We start from the raw sequence: 18902 nt of genomic DNA on the forward strand, positions 1-18902 counted from the left end.
GGCTCAAGATCGCCAGTCCAGAAGAGACAAATACCGTTAAGGACAGACACATATGAAATTCACACTCTCCTGGCTGAAAGAGCATCTGGAAACGGATGCGTCTCTCGAACAGATTTGCGAACGCTTGACTGCCATCGGCCTCGAAGTCGAGGACGTGGATGACAAGGCGGCTTACAAGCCTTTCGTCATCGCCAAGGTGCTGAGCGCCGAGAAGCATCCGGAGGCCGACCGTCTCAAGGTGTTGAGCGTCGATGCGGGTGATGGCAAGCCGGTGCAGATCGTTTGCGGAGCGCCGAATGCGCGTGCTGGTCTCGTCGGTGCGCTGGCGCGTCCGGGGGACTACGTTCCGGGCATTGATGTGACGCTGGCCGTCGGCAAGATTCGCGGCGTGGAAAGCCACGGCATGATGTGCTCCGAAAAGGAGCTCAACATGTCCGACAGTCATGATGGCATCATTGATCTACCAGACGATGCGCCGGTCGGCACGTCCTTTGCGACCTATGCCGGTCTCGACGATCCCATGATCGAAATCAACCTCACGCCCAACCGCCCGGATTGCACCTCGATCTACGGCATCGCGCGCGATCTGGCGGCCTCTGGTCTCGGCGCGCTTAAGACAAAGCCAACGCCAAGCTTCAAAGTGGAGGGTGCGACACCCGTCGACGTGAGCCTCGATCTGGACGATGCCGCACTCTGCCCCGGTTTCGGCTTGCGCCTCGTGCGCGGCGTAAAGAACGGCCCCAGCCCCAAATGGATGCAGCAGCGCCTGATCGCCATCGGCCTGCGCCCTATCAACGCGCTGGTGGATATCACCAACTACATGACCTTCGATCAGGGTCGCCCCATGCACGTCTTCGATGCGGGCAAGGTCAAGGGCAACCTCGTCGTTCGTCGCGCCAAGGACGGCGAAACCATCCTCGCGCTCGATCAGCGCGAATACAAGCTTGGCCCGACCAATGTCGTCATTGCCGATGATAATGGCATCGAATCCATCGGCGGTGTCATGGGTGGCGAGCATTCCGGCTGCGATGAAAACACCGTGGATGTTCTGATCGAATCCGCGCTCTGGGACCCGATCAACATCGCCAAGACCGGCCGTTCGCTCGGCATCATCACCGATGCCCGTTACCGTTTCGAGCGTGGCGTCGATCCCGACTATATGGTTCCGGGTCTGGAGCGCACGACCGAACTGGTGCTGGATCTCTGCGGCGGCACGGCGGCAGAAGCTAAGGTGGTCGGCTACAAGGGCTTCGAGCCCAAGTGGATCGATTTCCCGCTGTCGGAAGTTAAGCGCCTGACCGGTCTGGATGTTTCGGCTGAGGAAACGCTCGACATTCTCAAGGGTCTCGGTTTCGGCATCGAAGGTTCGGGCGAGCGCGTCAGCGTCTCGGCGCCCTCGTGGCGTCCTGATGTGGATGGCAAGGCTGATCTGGTGGAAGAGGTCATGCGCATCCATGGCGTCGATAACATCAAGCCGGAGCCGCTGGAAAGCCTTGGCGCGGTCAATGGCCGTATCCTGACGACGCTGCAGATTCGCACCCGCACGGCCAAGCGTTCGCTTGCTTCGCGTGGCATGCTGGAAGCGGTGACATGGTCGTTCATCCCGGAAGCGCAGGCTAGGCTCTTCGGTGGCGGTTCGCCCGCGCTGAAGCTTGCCAACCCCATCGCTGCCGATATGTCGGATATGCGCCCGTCGCTGCTGCCCGGCTTGCTGGCGGCGGCCCAGCGCAATGCCGACAAGGGCCATGGCGATGTGGCGATTTTCGAAGTCTCCGGCACCTACGAAGGTGACACACCGGAGACACAACGTCGCGTGGCCGGTGGCGTTCGCCGTGGCACGGCATCGCTGGCTGGCTCCGGTCGCATGTGGTCCAACACGGCCAAGGGCGGCGGCAAGCCGGTGGATGTCTACGATGCCAAGGCCGATGCTATGGCCGTCATCGAAGCCTGCGGCCTGCCCATGAGCAATGTGCAGATCGAGGCGGGCGCACCTGGCTGGTATCACCCGGGCCGTTCCGGCACCATCAAGATGGGCCCGAAGGTCATCTTGGGTTACTTCGGTGAGTTCCATCCGAAGACGCTCTCCGAACTGGATGTCTCCGGCGCTTACGCAGGCTTCGAAATCTATCTCGACGCCATGCCCGAGCCGAAGAAGAAGGCGACCCGCACCAAGCCTGCGCTGGAGCTATCGCCGTTCCAGACCGTCAAGCGCGACTTCGCCTTTGTGGTGGACCGCTCCGTTGAAGCCGGCTCCATCATCAAGGCCGCAACCAGCGCCGACCGCAAACTCGTGACCGGCGTCAATGTCTTTGACGTCTTCGAAGGCGCATCCGTCGGCGAAAACAAGAAGTCCATCGCCATCGAAGTCCAGATTCAACCAGTCGACAAGACCCTGACGGATGAAGACTTCGAAGCGCTGACGGCCAAGATCGTTGGCAATGTCGAGAAATCGACGGGCGGCGTGCTGCGGGCATAATAAAACGGATGAGCCTCATGTTTAGGCTCATCCAAATTTTCAATTAAACTATTGATTTTTTTGGATTTTACACGCAAAATGCGGAAATTCCGTTTTTGGGTGTAAAAATGTTTGAAATCAATGCGTTGAGCGGGGATGATGTTCGGGCGTTTGTTGACGTGAGGCAACGCTATGAGGTCTTGCTGCAACTTCAGCATCAGCATTGGCACAGCTTCCGTGGTACGATGCGGTACGGTGAGCGCTCCGGCAAACAATATCTTCTTCGCCGCATCGATAAGTCAGATCGTTCCCTGGGATCGAGAACAGAGCAGACTGATAACGTCCTCGAAAGATTTCAGACAGAAAAAACGGCTATAGAGACGCGTATCGCTGGCTTGAAGGCAGAGATAGAGGCCCGTGCCCCATTAATGGCAGCGCGAGGTGTTGGCCGGATTCCCGCTGTCCCGGCGCGGATACTTCGCCGGCTGGACACTGCTCGTTGGCTGGGCGAGGGTGTAGTGGTGGTCGGAACGAATGCATTGTTCGCCTATGAGGCGCTGGCGGGCGTACGTATTGTTTCAGATGTCATTGCAACAGAAGATATCGATCTTTTAAGGGATGCCCGCCGCCGCATAAGCCTGAGCGCTCATGGCGTAAGCGAGCGCGGTTTGGTTGGGTTGCTTCAAGATGTCGATCCTAGTTTCGCCGCTGTGCGTCAAGGCAGCTTCCGGGCTGTGAACCGGAGTGGCTTCATGGTGGATCTGATCGAGCCTCTCTCGAAGTCTCCTCTGCATCAGCCAGAAAGCGGCCTTTCCAATCATCAGGATGATCTTGTCAGCGTACCGATTGAGGGATTGGCTTGGCTGGTGAGTGCGCCGAAAAGTGAGGCCGTCATTCTCGATGAAACTGGCTTGCCGTTAAGAATGGTGACGATAGATCCAAGGGTTTTTGCGCTTCACAAACTGTGGCTGTCCGAAAAGGCAGATCGTGATCCGCTTAAAAAGCGCCGAGACAGACAGCAGAGCAATGTCGCTGCACAAATCGCCCAATACCATTTAGGGCTAAGCTTTGACGCTCAAGAGTTGAGCGCACTTCCGGCAGCGTTGCGACAGATGAAAGATCGTCTGGAGATGTCACCACCATCAAAGGCTCAGTGGTGACATCTCGCAGCGCCCTTTAACGGTTCGCCATTGCAGCCATCTGCTCGGGATACCGACCACCCGCGACCTTCGCCGGAGACAGCAACTCACCCAGTTTCGCAGCCTCCTCCGCGCTCAGCGCCACATCTGCCGCGGCCACGTTCTTTTCCAGATTGGCTATCTTCGTGGTGCCGGGAATGGGAACGATGAAATCGCCCTGGGCCAGCACCCATGCTAAGGCCAGTTGTCCGGCCTCCACGCCTTTGTCAGCGGCCATCTCTTCCAGCAACGTGATCAGCGCCAGATTGGCGTCGAAGTTTTCGGCCTGGAAACGGGGCAGGGAGCGGCGGAAGTCGGTTTCGGAGAGACCGTCCAGCTTTTTCAAAGCGCCGGTCAGTACGCCGCGACCGAGTGGGCTGAAGGGCACGAAGCCGATGCCGAGTTCGCGGCAGGTGTCGAGCACGCCGTTTGTTTCGACATCGCGGGTCCACAACGAATATTCGCTCTGAAGTGCCGTGATGGGGTGGGTGGCGTGCGCCTTACGGATCGTCTCCGCATTGGCTTCTGAAAGGCCGAGATGGCGGATTTTTCCGGCCTGTACCAGTTCGGCCATGGCACCAACCGTGTCTTCAATCGGCACGTTGGGATCGACGCGGTGCTGATAAAATAGATCGATGACATCCACGCCCAGCCGTTTGAGGGAGGCATCGGCCACGGCATGAACATTTTCCGGTCGGCTGTCGGTGCCCACCATCATCTGTCCGGCTGGCTTGCTGGCATCGATTTTGAAACCGAATTTGGTGGCGATGGTGACCTTGTCGCGATGAGGCTTCAGACCTTTGCCGACGAGGACTTCATTGGTGAAGGGACCGTAGACTTCTGCCGTGTCGAAGAAGGTTACGCCGAGCTCGACTGCACGGTGCAGGGTCGCAATGGATGCGCTTTCGTCTGCGGACGGGCTGTAGGCGTGGCTCATGCCCATGCAGCCGAGGCCGAGCGCTGAAACGGAGAGGTTGTTTCCGAGAATTCTGTTTTGCATCTGTCTGCCTTCCATAAAGGAACCGCCCGTCATTACGAGCATGAGGTCAAGATAGCGCAGCAAGTGGGCAAAAATAATCGCTGTTATTCGCGCCGGGTTGTTCTATCATTTGGAACAATGAACCGTATTCAACTCTCCCAACTGGCCGTTCTGGCCGCCGTTGCCGAAGGGCGCAGCTTTCGCAAGGCGGCGGCGGAGCTTGGCATTGCGCCGTCCGCCGTTAGCCACGCCGTGTCTTCGCTGGAACTCAGCCTCGGCTTGCGTTTGCTTCACCGCACCACGCGCAGCGTCTCGCCGACGGAAGAAGGCAGGCGCTTGCTGGAGACACTGGCACCAGCGCTGGCGGATATCGATGCCGTGATCGGTGCGCTGGCCGAACAGGTTGGTCGCCCCGCCGGGCCGCTGCGCATCACCATGCCGCGTCTTGCGGCGGAAGACATCGTCGTGCCACGGCTGGGCGCGTTTCTTGCGCGCTACCCGGATATTTCGCTCGAGATTTCCACGGATGACCGCTTCGAGGATATCGTCGCCAAGGGGTTCGATGCCGGTTTGCGGCTGGGCGAAAATCTGGAAGCGGATATGATTGCAGTTCGCGCCAGCGCCGCTTGGCGGGGTGCCATCGTGGGTTCACCTGAATATTTCGAGAAGCACCCGTTACCGCAGCATCCGCGCGATCTCATGCGGCATCGCTGCATTCGCCGCCGGTTTTCAAGCGGGCTGATCTACCGCTGGGAACTGGAGAAGGATGGCAAGCCGCTGGTGGTCAATGTGCAGGGACCGCTGATCCTTTCCGATCAAAGCCTCATACGCTCTGCGGCAATCGATGGCGCAGGTCTGGCCTTCGTGTTTGAGCAGCGCATAGAGAGCGATGTGAAAGAAGGCCGGCTGGTGAAGGCGCTGGAAGACTGGTGCGCGCCCTTCGATGGCTTTTACATCTATTATCCCTCGCGCCGGCAGATGCGTCCGGCGCTGAGGGCTTTCGTGGATTTCTTCCGCGTCAGAACTTGATCCGGTAGCGGATGTGGCCGTCGCTTTGGACATAGCTGTCATAGAGCTTGCGGGCTTGGGCATTATCCTCGTTGGTGTGCCAGTAAAGCCGTGACCAGCCTTTGTCCTTGCAGATAGATATCAGGTCATCGATCAGCGCGCGGCCAATACCTTTGCCACGAATGTTAGCATTGATGAACAGGTCTTCCAGATAACAATCCGGCGTCTTGACCCATGTGCTGTCATGGCAGTGGTGGATGGCGAAGCCAACCACCCTCCCATCCAGCACCGCAAGGCGCGCAGAAACGCGCGATGCTGGGTCGATGATACGTTCCCATGTGTGGGCGGTCACATCGACAGGCAGATCGACGTTGTAAAAGGCGAGATAGTCATTCCATATACCAAGCCAATCCGCCTGATCCTGACTGCTGGCATCACGAATGCTGAGATCCATTTATGCGCCAGCCTTATCCAGAAGAACCACCATCTCATCGGTCAGCTTCAATTCGGTCGCACGCTTGAAGCTTTCCAGTTGTGAAAGGCTGGTGGCGCTGGCGATGGGTGCAGTCACGGCCTTTTTGCGCAGAAGCCAGGCTAGCGCGATATCGGCCAGCTTTGCGCCGGTTTCGGCAGCAATCGTGTCCATGGCACCCAGAATGGCAAGACCGCGCGTGTTGACGTAATCGCCAACACGGTAGGAGCGCGCAACGCCTTCCGTATCCGCCTTGCTGCGATATTTGCCGGTCAGGAAGCCTGCGGCAAGGCTGTAATAGTTGATGACGCCGATGTCTTCCTTCGCCGTCAACTCGGCCAGCGGGCCTTCGAACCTCTCGCGGGTGTAGAGGTTATATTCCGGCTGCACAACATCGAAGCGGGCTAGCCCCGTTTTCGCGGAGACATCCAGCGCTTCTTGCAGGTCCGGAGCATCATAATTGGAGCAGCCGATGGCGCGCACCTTGCCCTGTTCCTTCAGCTTGGTGAAGGCTTCAAGCGTTTCCTCGATGGGTGTACCGGCATCCGGCTTATGGGCTAGATAAAGGTCGATGTAGTCGGTCTGCAGACGGCGCAGCGATGCCTCGACTGCTTCCGCGATGCGCTCGGCCTTGAGGCCTTTGTCATAGCCAACCTTGGACACGATGATCGCCTTGTCGCGCGCCACGCTGCCGCGTTTCAGCCATTTGCCGATGATGGTTTCGGACTCGCCGCCCTGATGGCCATCCACCCATGCGGAATAGACATCTGCCGTATCGATGGTGTTGAAACCGGTGTCAAAAAACGCATCCAGCAGCTGGAAGGACGTTTTTTCATCCGCAGTCCAGCCGAAGACGTTTCCGCCAAAGACGATGGGGGCGATGGAAAGGCCGGTCCGGCCAAGCGCGCGTTTCTCCACGGATGATACTCCCTTTGTTTTTCTGATGTGTCGCAACAGTAGCAAGCGGATGGAGCCATAACCATTGAATTTCCTTGATGGCTGGCCACCGGCTTGCGTGATGCAAACGACGTTCAGGAGGAAAGGGTTCGGTAAAAACTTGGCGGTTCTTTATGGTGCTGCTGCCACACGCGGCGAAGATGTCTGGCAGAAGCGAAGCCGGAGCGCTCGGCAACCGCCTCCATATCCAGCCGCGAATGCGCCAGAATATCGCGGGCGAGATTGACGCGCATCAGGTTGATGTAATCCACCACGCTGACGCCGGCATGCTCCCGAAACAGCCGAGAAAGATGCCGCTCGCTCAAGGCCGCCGTGCTCGCCAGCCGTGCCAGCGACCATTCGGCGGCAGGATCGGCGACAATGGCGTCCTGTGCCTTGTGGACGGAAGGGTGAATGTGGTTGCGGCCTGAAAGCCAGGGCGAGATTTGCGGGTCATTCGCCGTGCGCCTGATATAGATGACCATGGTCTGTGCAATGCGCGCGGCAATCACCGGGTTGGTCAGCGTCGAGACGATATGCAGCAGAAGATCGATGCCGGTGGAAATGCCAGCGCTGGAAAAGCACCGGCCATCTTCCACGAACAGCCGGTTCTCAAGGACTTTGGCCAAGGGTGCGACCCGCCGCAGTTCACCTACGCAATCGGCATGGGTGGTGCAGTGGTGACCATCGAAGACACCGGCCTCTGCGGCGATCAGCGCGCCGGAGCAGATGGAGACGATGGTGGTATCGACCCGCACCGTTTTGCGCAGCCAGTCCGCGAGAACGCGCCGTTCGGATCGTCCTTGCTTAGTCTCCACCAGAGAGCCGCCGGAAATCACCACCATCGCATTGTCGGGCAGGGCCTCAGGCAAGGCTTCCAGCCCGGCCAGCGAAAGACCTATCGTCGTCGTCTGCGTGTCGCTCGCCGCAATATATTTGCAATCGAACCGGATGTTGTCCTGTTGCTGGTTGGCATAGCGCAGAACCTCCAGCGGCCCTGCGACATCCAGCAACAGCGTTTGCGGCGGCAGCACCACGAAAACCGGAATGATCTTGGTTGGTGCGCCGCCAGTCGTCATCATGCAGCCTCTTTACGTGCCTGCAACGCTTCGTCTACCGTCACGATGCGCGCAAAGCGACCGGAGAGCACCAGCTCTGTGCGTGTCGCGATATCCTCTGCCGAAAAGACTTTGCCGGATGCATGGGTCATGGGAAAGGTCAGCGTCGCCTCGGTCACAAAATCAATCGTGTAGCCCAGATCGGAGCCCTGCCGCGTGGTGGTTTCGCAGCATTGCTCGGTGCGAATGCCGGAGATGATCAGCCGGTTGATACCGTGCTGGGTCAGCCACACATCGAGACCCGTGCCGATAAAGGCAGAATGCCGGTTCTTACGAAAGGTCACGGCAGGCTCGATGCGAATACCATCCAATGCCCGGATGAAACCGCTCTCCTCGGCAAAGGCCCGGTCGCCATCGACATGGAAAATCTGGATCACGGGAATATCCGCCGCTTCAGCGCCATCGATCAGTCTTTGCTGGGCGGCGAGATAGGCAGGCAGGCCGCTCTCCTCGAAATAGGGTGCATGCCGGAAAGATTCCTGCACATCGATAACCAGAAGCGCGGTGTTTAAGTGGGACATTTTCTGTATCTCCAGTTTCTGATGATTACAGTTTTTCCCATTTGATAGAAAGCCGAAAGTACGCAGAGCGCCGAAGAGAGGACATTTTGAGCCATACGCTATGATGAGGCGTCTATACTTTTCGGGCGGTTGCTTGTCAGTCGCGGCATGTTAAGGTGCGGCCCATCACAGTGGAGGCAAGCATGTTGCGTTTTGGAATTCTATCGACGGCGAAAATCGGCCGGGAACTCGTCATCCCCGCCATTCAGGATGCGGAAAATGCCGTCGTCACCGCCATTGCCAGCCGTGATCTCAGCAAGGCGCGGCAACTGGCCGACCGTTTCTCCGTGCCGCATGCCTTCGGCTCCTACGAGGAGATGCTGGCGTCCGACGTCATCGATGCCGTCTATATTCCTCTGCCAACAGCCCAGCATGTCGAGTGGTCAATCAAAGCCGCCGATGCGGGCAGGCATGTGCTCTGCGAAAAGCCGATTGCCCTCAAGGCCGACGAGATCGATAGCCTGATTGCCGCACGCGACCGTAACAAGGTGCTGATATCGGAAGCCTATATGGTGACCTATGCGCCGGTTTGGCTGAAGGTGCGCGAGTTGCTCGCCTCGGGTGCCATCGGCACGCTCAAGCATGTTCAGGGTGCCTTCACCTATTTCAACCGCGATCCCGGCAATATGCGCAACATTCCCGAACTCGGTGGCGGCGCGCTTCCGGATATCGGCGTCTACCCCACCATCACAACCCGCTTTGCCACCGGCAAGGAGCCGAAGCGCGTTCAGGCCGTTGTCGAGCGTGACCCGGAATTCGGTACCGATATCTATGCCAGCGTGAAGGCGGATTTTGGTGATTTCGAACTCAGCTTCTACATCTCCACCCAGCTTGCGGGCCGGCAATTGATGGTCCTGCACGGCACCGAAGGTTACATCGAGGTCAAGTCGCCCTTCAATGCCGACCGCTGGGGTGCCGAAGAGGTGGAGCTTACCAACCAGAACCACGGACAGTCGCAAATCTTCCGCTTTCAGGACAGCCGCCAGTACCGTCGCGAGATCGAAGCTTTCGCCAAGGCTGCGAGTGGTGAAGAGGCTGAAATCGTTTCTCTGGAAAGCTCGAAGAACAGCCAGCGTTTTATCGATGCGATCTATCGTGCTGCTGAAAAGGATGGCTGGGAAACGGTTTAATCTGGGGACTTCAGCGCCCGCGCATAACCGAAAACACCCAGTGCCAGCGCGGCAATCGATGTTGCCGCGAAAACCACTGGCCATTGCAATTGCGGATTTCGCGCCATCATCAGCGCGAAAAGTGCATAGCTGACGATGAATATGGTCGCACTGATAGTGAGGGGTAAGATGCTGTTGAGGCGGCTGGAGTTAAGCCGCCGCCGAGTGGCGTAGATTGCCACTAAAAAAGCAGTGAATACACCAATCAATCTGGCAACAAGTAGATCAATATTCGCAGCGGTGGCTAAAGCCCACGTCATAGCGAAGTCGATGATCGCACAGATGGAATGCAGTAGAATAAAGAACACAAGCGTCGCTGGTCAGTCTCGTTCCACGTCAGGGAAACGGCACTATAGCGCAAACACTACGTTCGCCCAGAGGTCAGGCCGTGCCTAACCGGCGCATTGCCATCATCCCGACAAAACCGCCTGCCAATCCGGCATTGTAACCGGCAACAGCAATCACCAGCGGCAAGAACTGGATGCCATTGGCGGAAAAGAGCGCTGCACCCAGAAATGCGGTCACGATCAGAATGCCAACGCCTGCCATAGCAATGGCGGATCGCAGCATGAGAGCGGTAAAACCAAGTGAGATTCCGAGAATAAATACCATGATGCCGCTCCTCCTCCAGTGGGCCTGAGGAAAGGCATCGTCATCCTCAAAAACCCTTATTCTCCTCCAGGCATGCACTTTCAACGACGGACCTTAGCAGATTGTTGCAATTTTGTGAAATTTATTCGTCCGAAGATTGTCGAAGGCGTGTCATCAAGCGGATTTGCGAATCGCGGGGCATGGGGTAGAAACAGGCATGAGCGATATTTTCAGCCAGCCACTCACCAACCTCGCCGAGTTCTCTGTCTCGGAGCTTTCCGGCTCCATTAAGCGCACGGTCGAAACCGCTTTCGATCAGGTGCGTGTGCGCGGTGAGATATCGGGTTATCGTGGTCAGCACACATCTGGACACGCCTATTTTTCGCTGAAGGACGACCGCGCCCGCATCGATGCCGTGATCTGGAAGGGCAGTTTCTCCAAGCTGAAATTCCGTCCGGAAGAGGGCATGGAGGTCATCGCCACCGGCAAGATAACCACCTTCCCCGGCTCGTCCAAATATCAGATCGTCATCGAAAGCCTGGAGCCCGCCGGTGCCGGCGCGCTGATGGCGCTTCTGGAAGAGCGCCGTCGCAAGCTGGCCGCCGAAGGTCTGTTCGATCAGGCGCGCAAGCGCCGTCTGCCCTACATGCCAAGGGTCATCGGCGTCGTCACCTCGCCAACCGGTGCCGTCATCCGCGATATTCTGCATCGCATTTCAGATCGTTTCCCCGTGCATGTGCTTGTCTGGCCGGTCAAAGTGCAGGGCGAAGGTTCTGGCGAAGAGGTGGCCAACGCTATCAGAGGATTCAATGCACTTGAGGTCGGCGGTGACATTCCGCGTCCCGATGTGCTGATCGTCGCGCGCGGCGGCGGCAGTCTGGAAGACCTCTGGAGCTTCAACGATGAAATCGTCGTGCGCGCTGCCGCCGAAAGCCAGATACCGTTGATTTCGGCCGTCGGCCACGAAACCGATACGACGCTGATCGACCACGCCGCCGATGTGCGCGCACCGACACCCACGGGTGCCGCCGAAATGGCCGTGCCTGTCAGGGCCGATCTGGAAGCGCAGCTTGCGGGCCTTTCCGCTCGCCTCTACGGTTCCATGTCCCGGCAGATGGACAATCGCCGTCAGGGCGTGCGCGCTCTCGTGCGCGCCCTTCCGTCGCTCGATCAGTTGCTAGCCCTGCCACGCCGTCGTTTCGATGAGGCGGCCAGTGGTTTGGGTCGCGGGCTAGAACTGAACACACTCAACAAGCGTCGCAGTTTCGAGCGCACGGCCTCGGGTCTCCGCCCGGATGTGCTGGCCCATGGTCTCACGCAGCAACGCCAGCGCATTCAGGAACGCATGCAACGCGCTGAAAGCCTGGTCGAGCGCCGCCTGTTGCAGGCGCAGTCGCGTGTCTCATCGTCGGACTCGTCGCTTCGTGCGCTGCCTGCAAGGCTTCTCGGCCAGTTGGAGCGCCAGAAGGAGAGGGTGGCCAGCGCCACCCGCCGCACCGATACCGCCGTGCTACACCGCATGTCGCAAAACCGTTCCGGCCTCGCTTCGCATGACCGCATCCTGCAATCGCTCTCCTACAAGAACGTGCTGAACCGCGGCTACGCCGTCATCCGAGATGAGGACAACCGCCCGCTAACACGTGCTGCTGCCGTTGCCTCGGGTGCTGTGGTATCGATGGAGTTTGCGGATGGCCGCGTCTCTGCCGTGGCTGGCGGTGCGGATGTTCAGCCGATCGAGCCGACGCCCTCGGCACCCAAGAAGAAGCCGCTGAAGTCGACCACGTCCGGCCCGATCGATCAGGGTAGCTTGTTCTAGGGTGAGTTACGTTTATCGGGTTCGAGCCTCGTTGTATGACGGGCTTTTTACGTTCTCCATCGTCATCCTCGGGCTTGACCCGAGGATCTAAAGACTCCCGACATTGAACGTGATTAGATCCTCGGGACAAGCCCGAGGATGACGTAAAGCAATGGGTTGAAGTTCATTGCTTCAGCATTCTGCAGTACGAAAGCCCGCTCCCAAAGACCCATTCACTCCAAATCCGCCAGAAACACCTTCAGCAACCTGTTGAACTCCCGCCGGTCATCCTCACTCACCGCTGCTATCAGCCGATGCTGGTTCGCCACATGCGCCGTTACCGCCTCATCCACGACAGCAAAACCTTTATCCGTCAGAGCAATCAGCACACTGCGCCGGTCTTCCGGGTTGTTGATGCGCTCAACAAGACCCGCCTTTTCCAGCTGGTCGATGCGGTTGGTCATGGTGCCGGAACTGACCATGGTCATATCAAGCAGCTCGCCGGGAGAAAGTCGGTAGGGCTTGCCCGCCCGGCGCAGTGTGGCCAGCACATCGAAGGCGGAGGATGACAGGCCGTGTTGCAGAAGAACGGCCTCCACCTCGCGCCCGAGATGGGTGGACAGCCGGTGCAGGCGGCCCATGATGCCCATCGGCTCGACATCGAGGTCGGGGCGTGCCTTCGCCCATTGCGCCAGAATTCTATCGACGTGATCATCTGCGGGTTTTTCACTCATGGAGAAGAGATAACATCAGGTATCTTGACGTCAAGATAAAAGCACGTATCCTGTATTTATCTTGATATAGAGATTCTTGAAATGAAGAAAAATCCAAGTTACATCGCCGATGTCGTCATGACGGGCATTGCTCCGGCCATCTGGGGCAGCACCTACATCGTCACCACATCGTTCCTGCCGCAGGGTTACCCCATGCATGTCGCCATGCTGCGGGCACTGCCTGCTGGTCTGTTGCTGCTGCTTTTGGTGCGCAAGCTGCCCTTCGGCATCTGGTGGGGCCGCGCCTTCATTCTCGGCGCGCTGAACTTCGCCTTCTTCTGGGCCATGCTTTTCGTTTCGGCCTATCGCCTGCCCGGCGGCGTCGCCGCCACCGTGGGCGCGGTGCAGCCGCTGATCGTCATTGCGCTCTCGCGGCTATTTCTGGGAAGAGACATTCGTGCGCTCACCATCGTCGCCGGCCTCATCGGCATGGCGGGCGTGGCGTTTCTGGTGCTGACACCGCACGCCGCGCTTGATCCCGTTGGCATCGCCGCCGCCCTTGCAGGCGCGGTTTCCATGGCTTTCGGAACGGTGCTGACCCGCCGCTGGCAGCCGCCGGTTTCCAACCTCACCTTTACGGCGTGGCAATTGACGGCAGGCGGGCTGCTGCTGGTGCCGGTGGCGCTTTTTCTGGAGCCTGCGTTGCCTACTCTCACCACCACGAATGTGCTGGGCATGGCCTATCTCGGGCTGATCGGTGCGGCCTTCACCTATCTCCTGTGGTTCCGCGGACTGGCGCGCATTGAACCTTCGGTGGCGGCATCGCTCGGGTTTCTAAGCCCCGTCACCGCCACGCTTCTGGGCTGGCTGGCGCTCGGCCAAAACCTCGCGCCAGCACAGGTTGCCGGTTTCATCATGGTGCTGTTCAGCGTCTGGCTCAGCCAGAAAAGTCAGGCACCACGATAAGGCTTATCAGGCCCACTCGCCCTTGCGCATGACTGGCACCTTGGAGCCATCGGCTCTGACACCGTCTATATCGACCTTGTCGGAGCCGATCATCCAGTCGATGTGGATAAGGCTTGAATTGCCGCCCTGTGCCTTGATCTGGTCTTGGCTAAGCGATGCACCATCGAGGAAGCACTTGGAGTAGCATTGTCCCAGCGCAATGTGGCAGGACGCGTTTTCATCGAACAGCGTGTTGTAGAACAGAATGCCGCTGGCCGAGATGGGCGAGGAATGCGGCACCAGTGCCACTTCACCCAGACGCCGCGCGCCTTCATCCGTATCCAGCACTTTGTTCAGAACAGCCTCACCCCTGGAAGCCTTGGCCTCCACAATGCGGCCCGCCTCGAACTTCACCTGAATATTGTCGATAAGCGTGCCCTGATGCGATAGCGGCTTGGTGCTGGAGACGTAACCATCCACCCGCAGCGCATGCGGTGTGGTGAAGACCTCTTCGGTGGGGATGTTCGGGTTGCAGGTCACGCCATTCTTGGCCATCGACGCGCCGCCGTGCCATTCATGGTTGTCTGCCAGACCGATTGTCACATCCGTGCCGGGGCCGGTGAAATGCAGCGCGGCGAAACGCTCGCCATTCAGCCATTTGGAGCGCTTCGCAAGATTGGCATTGTGCTCTGCCCATGCCGCCACCGGATCGGCCAGATCGACGCGGGACGCGGCGAAAATCGCATCCGCCAGCTTCTTCACGGCCTCGTCTTCGGGAATGCCAGGAAACACCTGTTTGGCCCAGGAGGGGTTGGGGTAGGAGATGATGTTCCAGTTGATGTCGAAATTGGAAATCTTCTCCAGCGCTGGCTTGTAAGCCGTGGAATTGGCCTTGTTGGCGCGCGCCACCTTGGCCGGATCGGCGTCCGCCAGCAGCATGGGGTTGTCGCCGGAAATCGCCAGACGTGCCGCGCCATTGGCATAGGCCTTGGCCATGCCCTCATAGAGCCAGCCGGACGCCTTGTCGAAATTGGCATCGCTGGCGTGGGCGTAACGCGCGAGCGTCGTCTCTTCGTCGGAATAGAAGGTCGTCACCAGACCGCCGCCAGCCATATAGGCATGCTTGGTCAAGAAACGCACCAGCGGCAGTGCTGCCAGCGGCGCGGTGATGACCAGATCCTGATCCTTCTGCAATTGCAGCCCGACCTTGACGGCAACTTCGGCCAGTTTTTCGAGTTTGACGGGATCGATGGGAGAAACTGTCATGATGCGCCTTCATATGCTTCAATAGGAGGCGCAAAACATAGCCCATTCGCGGCGAAAGCCAACCGGCTTTCTGCTATTCACTCACCAGCGGTGCCGCGATGGCTTTCAAAACCGACTGCGCATCCCTGGGCGAAAGGCGCACCTGCAATCCCCGCTGCCCACCATTCATATAGACGAGATCATGGCCCATAGACTGGACCTCGATGGCCGTTGGCACCTGCTTTTTCTGGCCAAAAGGGCTGATGCCGCCGACATGGTAGCCCGTCGCCCGCTCGGCATTGTCAGGCTTCATCATCTGCGCAGATTTACCGCCAAAGGCCGCTGCCAGCTTCTTCATGCTGACCTCGTGGTCGGATGGCACGACAACGCAGACCGCCTTGCCATCCACCTCTGCCATCAGGGTTTTCAGCACCAGATGCGGCTCGGCCCCGATGGCCTCCGCCGCCTGAAGGCCGATGCGCTCGGCATTCGGATCGTATTCATAGGTCGCGGTGGTGAAGGAAATACCGGCCTTGGTCAGCACCTGCGTGGCACGTGTCGTCTTCGACATAGGGCTCGCCTAACCGAACAGCGCCGCATAGGTGTCAGGTTTGAAGCCAACCGTGATCTTGCCCTTCGCCTCCAGAACCGGCCGCTTGATCATCGATGGCTGCGCCTGCATCAACGCAATGGCCTTCTCGCGGTTAAGGTCAGCCTTCTCGGCCTCATCCAGCTTCTTGAAGGTCGTGCCAGCGCGGTTCAGCACTGTTTCCCAACCGGCAGCATCGCACCACGCATTGAGATGGGCCGCATCGATTACGGCGCTTTTATAGTCATGAAACGCGTAATTGATGCCCTCAGCGTCCAGCCAGCTGCGCGCCTTCTTCATCGTGTCGCAGTTCTTGATGCCGTAAATCGTAATCGTCATATCATCAGCCTTTTCATGCTCTTCCAAATAAATAGCAAAATACCTGCCGGGTTCAATCTCCAATGAGCTATGCAAATTTGCATAGGCTGACATCCAAACGAGTTCGAGCTAAGCTGCATGGCTTGCCTGCTATATCATGAGTTGTGCAAAAGCCTTCGAATGCTCATATTCTGGGCAACACGAAGGAGAGACCTACATGCGTAACGTTGCTAAGACATCCCGTAAATTCTTTGGCGAAACCTTTGCCGTTTTCGGTGCGGCTCTTGCAGTTTCCGCCGCTGTCCGTTCCCACCGCAAGCCAGCCGGCGCAGACCTCGACGCCCTCGGCATCGACCGCAAGGCTTTCGACAAGGTTCAGCTCTAATCTTGAACTGACGCTGGCGAGGCATGACGGCCTCGCCTTGGCATGAGGCGGAATGCGCCTGTGCTGTGCAAGGGGCGCGTTAGGCTTCGCTGACTTGGTTAAAACCAGCAGCTTGAGCCGCCTTGACGAACTTGCGATCAAAGGTAACGAACCCGCTGCATTGCGCGGTTCTTGCCAGATGCAAAGCATCACCAAAATCCATAGACTTTTCCATCAGATTCAGTGCATCTGAAACGCAGTCAGCGTCCTCGACGTTGACCGTTGGTAATCCGAAAAACGCGCGAAGTGCGTGGACGGATTGTTTGCGGCTATACCCATAGGCACTGCGCAAGACCCATTCGCTTTCCAGTGCCACCGTAACGGCGATAAACACGAGTTGCCCATCAATTATGGAACGGGCGCGAGCAGACTGCTCAGGGTGGTCGCCTGCAAGGTAACGAACGACGATGTTTGTATCAATCGCGATCATGGATTCTGCGCGCTTCGGCTAATACAGCCTCATCCATCTCTTCCAACGTCTTTGGTTTGCCACTGAATGGCAGCATTCCAAACACGTCTTCGGGTCTTGTGGGTGCAAAGGCGGGAGCCCGTTTTAGCAGAACGCCGTCCGGGGTTTCCTCAACAGTCAAACGCGTTCCAGCTCCCCAGTCGCGATGCTGGCGTATGGTTTTGGGAAGAATGACCTGCCCTTTTGTGGAAACAGTTGTGGTGAGTTTTTCCGGCTGCGGCATCGTATCTACCTCAAAGTAAGACAGAAGTAAGATAGCCTATTCTAAAGTTTTATCAACGCCCAAACAAAAGCCGGGCTCCGTCCTTCGACAGAACCCGGCCATATCACGCCGTCAAACTGTTCTTATTCCCACTCGATCGTACCCGGTGGCTTGCTGGTCACATCATACACAACGCGGTTGATGCCCTTGACCTCGTTGATTATGCGCGTCGCAGTACGTCCCAGGAAGTTCATGTCGTAGGGGTAGAAATCCGCCGTCATGCCATCGACCGAGGTTACGGCGCGGAGCGCGCAGACGAAGTCGTAGGTGCGGTAGTCGCCCATGACACCCACGGTCTGCACTGGCAGCAGCACGGCGAAGGCCTGCCAGATGGTGTCGTAGAGACCGGCCTTGCGGATTTCATCCAGATAGATGGCGTCAGCCTTGCGCAGAATGTCGAGCTTTTCGCGCGTCACCACGCCGGGGCAGCGGATGGCGAGGCCCGGACCGGGGAAGGGATGGCGGCCGATGAAGCTTTCGGGCAAGCCGAGCTCGCGGCCCAGCGCCCGGACTTCGTCCTTGAACAACTCACGCAGCGGCTCCACCAGCTTCATGTTCATACGCTCTGGAAGACCGCCGACATTGTGGTGGCTCTTGATGGTGACCGAAGGGCCGCCGGAGAAAGACACGCTTTCGATGACGTCAGGGTAGAGCGTACCCTGTGCGAGGAATGCGGGTGCACCCTTGCCGTCGGAGGCGATCTTGGCGGCTTCGGCCTCAAAAGTCTCGATGAACAGGCGACCGATGGTCTTGCGCTTGACTTCCGGGTCGGAAACGCCAGCCAGTTCCGTGAGGAACAGATCGGACGCATCCACATGCACCAGCGGAATATTGTAGTGGTCGCGGAACATGGTCACGACCTGCTGGCTCTCGGCCAGACGCATCATGCCGTGATCGACATAGATGCAGGTCAGCTGGTCGCCAATCGCTTCATGAATGAGAACGGCAGCCACAGAGGAATCGACGCCACCAGACAGGCCACAGATGACACGCCCTGTGCCAACCTGCTCACGAATCTTGCGGATCATTTCGGCGCGGTAGGCAGCCATGGTCCAGTCGGATTTCAGGCCGACGATCTTGTGCACGAAGTTGGACAGAAGCTTGGCACCGTCAGGCGTGTGCATCACTTCGGGGTGGAACATCGTGGTGTAGTAGCGGCGCTCTTCATTGACGGCGATGGCAAAGGGCGCGTTCTCAGACGTTGCGGCCACTTCAAAGCCTGCCGGCAGCTGCGTCACGCGGTCGCCATGGCTCATCCACACCGGGTAACGTCCGCCCAGTTCCCAGAAACCGTCGAATAGCGGGCTTGCTTTTTTGATCTCGATATCGGCGCGACCGAATTCCGCCGCGTGACCACCTTCAACAACACCACCCAGCTGGGTGCACAGCGTCTGCTGGCCGTAGCAAATGCCGAGGATCGGGATGCCTGCATCGAACACCGCCTGTGGTGCGCGCGGGCTTCCCTCTGCGGTCACGGAGGCTGGACCACCGGAGAAGATCACGCCCTTGGGCTCCAGCTTCTCGAATGCCTCAGCGGCGTTCTGGAACGGATGGATTTCGCAATAGACTCCGGCTTCGCGAACACGGCGCGCAATAAGCTGCGTCACCTGGCTGCCGAAATCGATGATGAGGATGCTGTCGGGATGGGCTATCTGGGTCATGGCGAGCCTTTAAAG

The 18902-nt window shown here is 58.5% G+C and carries 21 protein-coding genes; 7 read left to right on the plus strand and 14 right to left on the minus strand.

All coding sequences use genetic code 11. The features are described 5' to 3' along the window. Positions 1 to 52 precede the first annotated feature (52 nt). Both pheT and ABUK73_RS07735 read left to right on the plus strand, forming a co-directional pair. A complete protein-coding gene (pheT, locus tag ABUK73_RS07730; protein WP_353576776.1) occupies positions 53 to 2476 on the plus strand; it encodes a phenylalanine--tRNA ligase subunit beta in 2424 nt (807 codons plus the stop codon). A gap of 107 nt (positions 2477 to 2583) precedes the next feature. Continuing rightward, positions 2584 to 3615: a nucleotidyltransferase domain-containing protein gene (locus ABUK73_RS07735; RefSeq protein WP_353576777.1), complete on the plus strand. Its 1032-nt coding sequence runs from the start codon at positions 2584 to 2586 to the stop codon at positions 3613 to 3615. 16 nt (positions 3616 to 3631) lie between these two features. On the opposite strand, the gene ABUK73_RS07740 is transcribed toward ABUK73_RS07735, so the two are convergent. Beyond that, a complete protein-coding gene (locus ABUK73_RS07740; protein ID WP_353576778.1) occupies positions 3632 to 4633 on the minus strand; it encodes an aldo/keto reductase in 1002 nt (333 codons plus the stop codon). 117 nt (positions 4634 to 4750) lie between these two features. Between ABUK73_RS07740 and ABUK73_RS07745 the strand changes: the two genes are divergently transcribed. Beyond that, positions 4751 to 5641: a LysR family transcriptional regulator gene (locus ABUK73_RS07745; RefSeq protein WP_353576779.1), complete on the plus strand. Its 891-nt coding sequence runs from the start codon at positions 4751 to 4753 to the stop codon at positions 5639 to 5641. On the opposite strand, the gene ABUK73_RS07750 is transcribed toward ABUK73_RS07745, so the two are convergent. The 4 genes from ABUK73_RS07750 to ABUK73_RS07765 form a co-directional block, all read right to left on the minus strand. After that, the gene (locus ABUK73_RS07750; protein ID WP_353576780.1) at positions 5631 to 6074 is read right to left on the minus strand and encodes a GNAT family N-acetyltransferase; all 444 of its coding nucleotides are present in this window, start codon (positions 6072 to 6074) and stop codon (positions 5631 to 5633) included. The two genes, ABUK73_RS07745 and ABUK73_RS07750, sit on opposite strands and share 11 nt — an antisense overlap. Further along, on the minus strand, positions 6075 to 7010 hold the full coding sequence (locus ABUK73_RS07755; RefSeq protein ID WP_353576781.1) for an aldo/keto reductase: 936 nt from the start codon (positions 7008 to 7010) through the stop codon (positions 6075 to 6077). It lies immediately after the preceding gene. 113 nt (positions 7011 to 7123) lie between these two features. Continuing rightward, positions 7124 to 8107, minus strand: coding sequence for a GlxA family transcriptional regulator (locus ABUK73_RS07760; protein WP_353577009.1), 984 nt, complete (start codon positions 8105 to 8107; stop codon positions 7124 to 7126). Beyond that, on the minus strand, positions 8107 to 8667 hold the full coding sequence (locus ABUK73_RS07765) for an isochorismatase family protein (protein WP_353576782.1): 561 nt from the start codon (positions 8665 to 8667) through the stop codon (positions 8107 to 8109). The genes ABUK73_RS07760 and ABUK73_RS07765 overlap by 1 nt, the downstream gene beginning before the upstream one ends. A 182-nt stretch (positions 8668 to 8849) precedes the next feature. Here ABUK73_RS07765 and ABUK73_RS07770 point away from each other — a divergent pair, with 182 nt between their 5' ends. Beyond that, positions 8850 to 9836: a Gfo/Idh/MocA family protein gene (locus tag ABUK73_RS07770; RefSeq protein ID WP_353576783.1), complete on the plus strand. Its 987-nt coding sequence runs from the start codon at positions 8850 to 8852 to the stop codon at positions 9834 to 9836. Here ABUK73_RS07770 and ABUK73_RS07775 read toward each other — a convergent pair. Together ABUK73_RS07775 and ABUK73_RS07780 are read right to left on the minus strand one after the other, a co-directional pair. Further along, positions 9833 to 10183: a hypothetical protein gene (locus ABUK73_RS07775; RefSeq protein WP_353576784.1), complete on the minus strand. Its 351-nt coding sequence runs from the start codon at positions 10181 to 10183 to the stop codon at positions 9833 to 9835. The two genes, ABUK73_RS07770 and ABUK73_RS07775, sit on opposite strands and share 4 nt — an antisense overlap. 73 nt (positions 10184 to 10256) lie before the next feature. Continuing rightward, on the minus strand, positions 10257 to 10487 hold the full coding sequence (locus ABUK73_RS07780) for a hypothetical protein (RefSeq protein ID WP_353576785.1): 231 nt from the start codon (positions 10485 to 10487) through the stop codon (positions 10257 to 10259). 196 nt (positions 10488 to 10683) lie between these two features. On the opposite strand from ABUK73_RS07780, the gene xseA reads away from it, so the two are divergent. Beyond that, positions 10684 to 12282 carry an exodeoxyribonuclease VII large subunit gene (gene xseA, locus ABUK73_RS07785; protein WP_353576786.1) on the plus strand — a complete coding sequence of 533 codons (1599 nt, stop codon included), beginning with the start codon at positions 10684 to 10686 and terminating at the stop codon, positions 12280 to 12282. Between the two features lie 212 nt (positions 12283 to 12494). Here the strand turns inward: xseA and ABUK73_RS07790 are convergent, their stop codons facing one another. Further along, a complete protein-coding gene (locus ABUK73_RS07790; RefSeq protein ID WP_353576787.1) occupies positions 12495 to 12995 on the minus strand; it encodes a MarR family winged helix-turn-helix transcriptional regulator in 501 nt (166 codons plus the stop codon). Positions 12996 to 13076: 81 nt separating this feature from the next. Here ABUK73_RS07790 and ABUK73_RS07795 point away from each other — a divergent pair, with 81 nt between their 5' ends. After that, a complete protein-coding gene (locus ABUK73_RS07795) occupies positions 13077 to 13940 on the plus strand; it encodes an EamA family transporter (protein ID WP_353576788.1) in 864 nt (287 codons plus the stop codon). A gap of 6 nt (positions 13941 to 13946) precedes the next feature. Here the strand turns inward: ABUK73_RS07795 and ABUK73_RS07800 are convergent, their stop codons facing one another. The 3 genes from ABUK73_RS07800 to ABUK73_RS07810 form a co-directional block, all read right to left on the minus strand. Then, a complete protein-coding gene (locus ABUK73_RS07800; RefSeq protein WP_353576789.1) occupies positions 13947 to 15185 on the minus strand; it encodes an aminopeptidase in 1239 nt (412 codons plus the stop codon). A 73-nt stretch (positions 15186 to 15258) separates the two neighbouring features. Then, complete coding sequence (gene ybaK, locus ABUK73_RS07805; protein WP_353576790.1) at positions 15259 to 15735, minus strand: Cys-tRNA(Pro) deacylase; 477 nt, start codon at positions 15733 to 15735, stop codon at positions 15259 to 15261. 9 nt (positions 15736 to 15744) lie between these two features. Then, positions 15745 to 16092 (minus strand): ArsC family reductase, encoded by a 348-nt coding sequence (locus tag ABUK73_RS07810; RefSeq protein WP_353576791.1) that lies wholly within the window; start codon positions 16090 to 16092, stop codon positions 15745 to 15747. Positions 16093 to 16288: 196 nt separating this feature from the next. Here ABUK73_RS07810 and ABUK73_RS07815 point away from each other — a divergent pair, with 196 nt between their 5' ends. Then, positions 16289 to 16456 carry a hypothetical protein gene (locus ABUK73_RS07815; RefSeq protein ID WP_164470680.1) on the plus strand — a complete coding sequence of 56 codons (168 nt, stop codon included), beginning with the start codon at positions 16289 to 16291 and terminating at the stop codon, positions 16454 to 16456. A 79-nt stretch (positions 16457 to 16535) separates the two neighbouring features. Here ABUK73_RS07815 and ABUK73_RS07820 read toward each other — a convergent pair whose 3' ends face one another. From ABUK73_RS07820 to guaA, 3 genes are all read right to left on the minus strand, one after another. Then, entirely contained in the window at positions 16536 to 16925 is a 390-nt protein-coding gene (locus ABUK73_RS07820) for a type II toxin-antitoxin system VapC family toxin (protein ID WP_353576792.1), read from the minus strand. After that, entirely contained in the window at positions 16912 to 17187 is a 276-nt protein-coding gene (locus ABUK73_RS07825) for an AbrB/MazE/SpoVT family DNA-binding domain-containing protein (protein ID WP_113086377.1), read from the minus strand. Before ABUK73_RS07825 ends, ABUK73_RS07820 begins: the two co-directional genes overlap by 14 nt. A gap of 122 nt (positions 17188 to 17309) precedes the next feature. Next, positions 17310 to 18887, minus strand: a complete 1578-nt coding sequence (guaA, locus tag ABUK73_RS07830; protein WP_353576793.1) for a glutamine-hydrolyzing GMP synthase — start codon at positions 18885 to 18887, stop codon at positions 17310 to 17312. Positions 18888 to 18902 lie beyond the last annotated feature (15 nt).

This window comes from Agrobacterium vacciniicorymbosi (assembly GCF_040427045.1).
Lineage (GTDB): Bacteria > Pseudomonadota > Alphaproteobacteria > Rhizobiales > Rhizobiaceae > Agrobacterium.

Coding starts and splice junctions, on each gene's coding strand:
- guaA (WP_353576793.1), bottom strand. CDS start 18,887: ATGACCCAGATAGCCCATCCCGACAGCATCCTCATCATCGATTTCGGC.
- ABUK73_RS07820 (WP_353576792.1), bottom strand. CDS start 16,925: ATGATCGCGATTGATACAAACATCGTCGTTCGTTACCTTGCAGGCGAC.
- xseA (WP_353576786.1), top strand. CDS start 10,684: ATGAGCGATATTTTCAGCCAGCCACTCACCAACCTCGCCGAGTTCTCT.
- ABUK73_RS07750 (WP_353576780.1), bottom strand. CDS start 6,074: ATGGATCTCAGCATTCGTGATGCCAGCAGTCAGGATCAGGCGGATTGG.
- ABUK73_RS07810 (WP_353576791.1), bottom strand. CDS start 16,092: ATGACGATTACGATTTACGGCATCAAGAACTGCGACACGATGAAGAAG.
- ABUK73_RS07770 (WP_353576783.1), top strand. CDS start 8,850: ATGTTGCGTTTTGGAATTCTATCGACGGCGAAAATCGGCCGGGAACTC.
- pheT (WP_353576776.1), top strand. CDS start 53: ATGAAATTCACACTCTCCTGGCTGAAAGAGCATCTGGAAACGGATGCG.
- ABUK73_RS07740 (WP_353576778.1), bottom strand. CDS start 4,633: ATGCAAAACAGAATTCTCGGAAACAACCTCTCCGTTTCAGCGCTCGGC.
- ABUK73_RS07780 (WP_353576785.1), bottom strand. CDS start 10,487: ATGGTATTTATTCTCGGAATCTCACTTGGTTTTACCGCTCTCATGCTG.
- ABUK73_RS07765 (WP_353576782.1), bottom strand. CDS start 8,667: ATGTCCCACTTAAACACCGCGCTTCTGGTTATCGATGTGCAGGAATCT.
- ABUK73_RS07825 (WP_113086377.1), bottom strand. CDS start 17,187: ATGCCGCAGCCGGAAAAACTCACCACAACTGTTTCCACAAAAGGGCAG.
- ABUK73_RS07790 (WP_353576787.1), bottom strand. CDS start 12,995: ATGAGTGAAAAACCCGCAGATGATCACGTCGATAGAATTCTGGCGCAA.
- ybaK (WP_353576790.1), bottom strand. CDS start 15,735: ATGTCGAAGACGACACGTGCCACGCAGGTGCTGACCAAGGCCGGTATT.
- ABUK73_RS07800 (WP_353576789.1), bottom strand. CDS start 15,185: ATGACAGTTTCTCCCATCGATCCCGTCAAACTCGAAAAACTGGCCGAA.
- ABUK73_RS07795 (WP_353576788.1), top strand. CDS start 13,077: ATGAAGAAAAATCCAAGTTACATCGCCGATGTCGTCATGACGGGCATT.
- ABUK73_RS07760 (WP_353577009.1), bottom strand. CDS start 8,107: ATGACGACTGGCGGCGCACCAACCAAGATCATTCCGGTTTTCGTGGTG.
- ABUK73_RS07745 (WP_353576779.1), top strand. CDS start 4,751: ATGAACCGTATTCAACTCTCCCAACTGGCCGTTCTGGCCGCCGTTGCC.
- ABUK73_RS07735 (WP_353576777.1), top strand. CDS start 2,584: ATGTTTGAAATCAATGCGTTGAGCGGGGATGATGTTCGGGCGTTTGTT.
- ABUK73_RS07815 (WP_164470680.1), top strand. CDS start 16,289: ATGCGTAACGTTGCTAAGACATCCCGTAAATTCTTTGGCGAAACCTTT.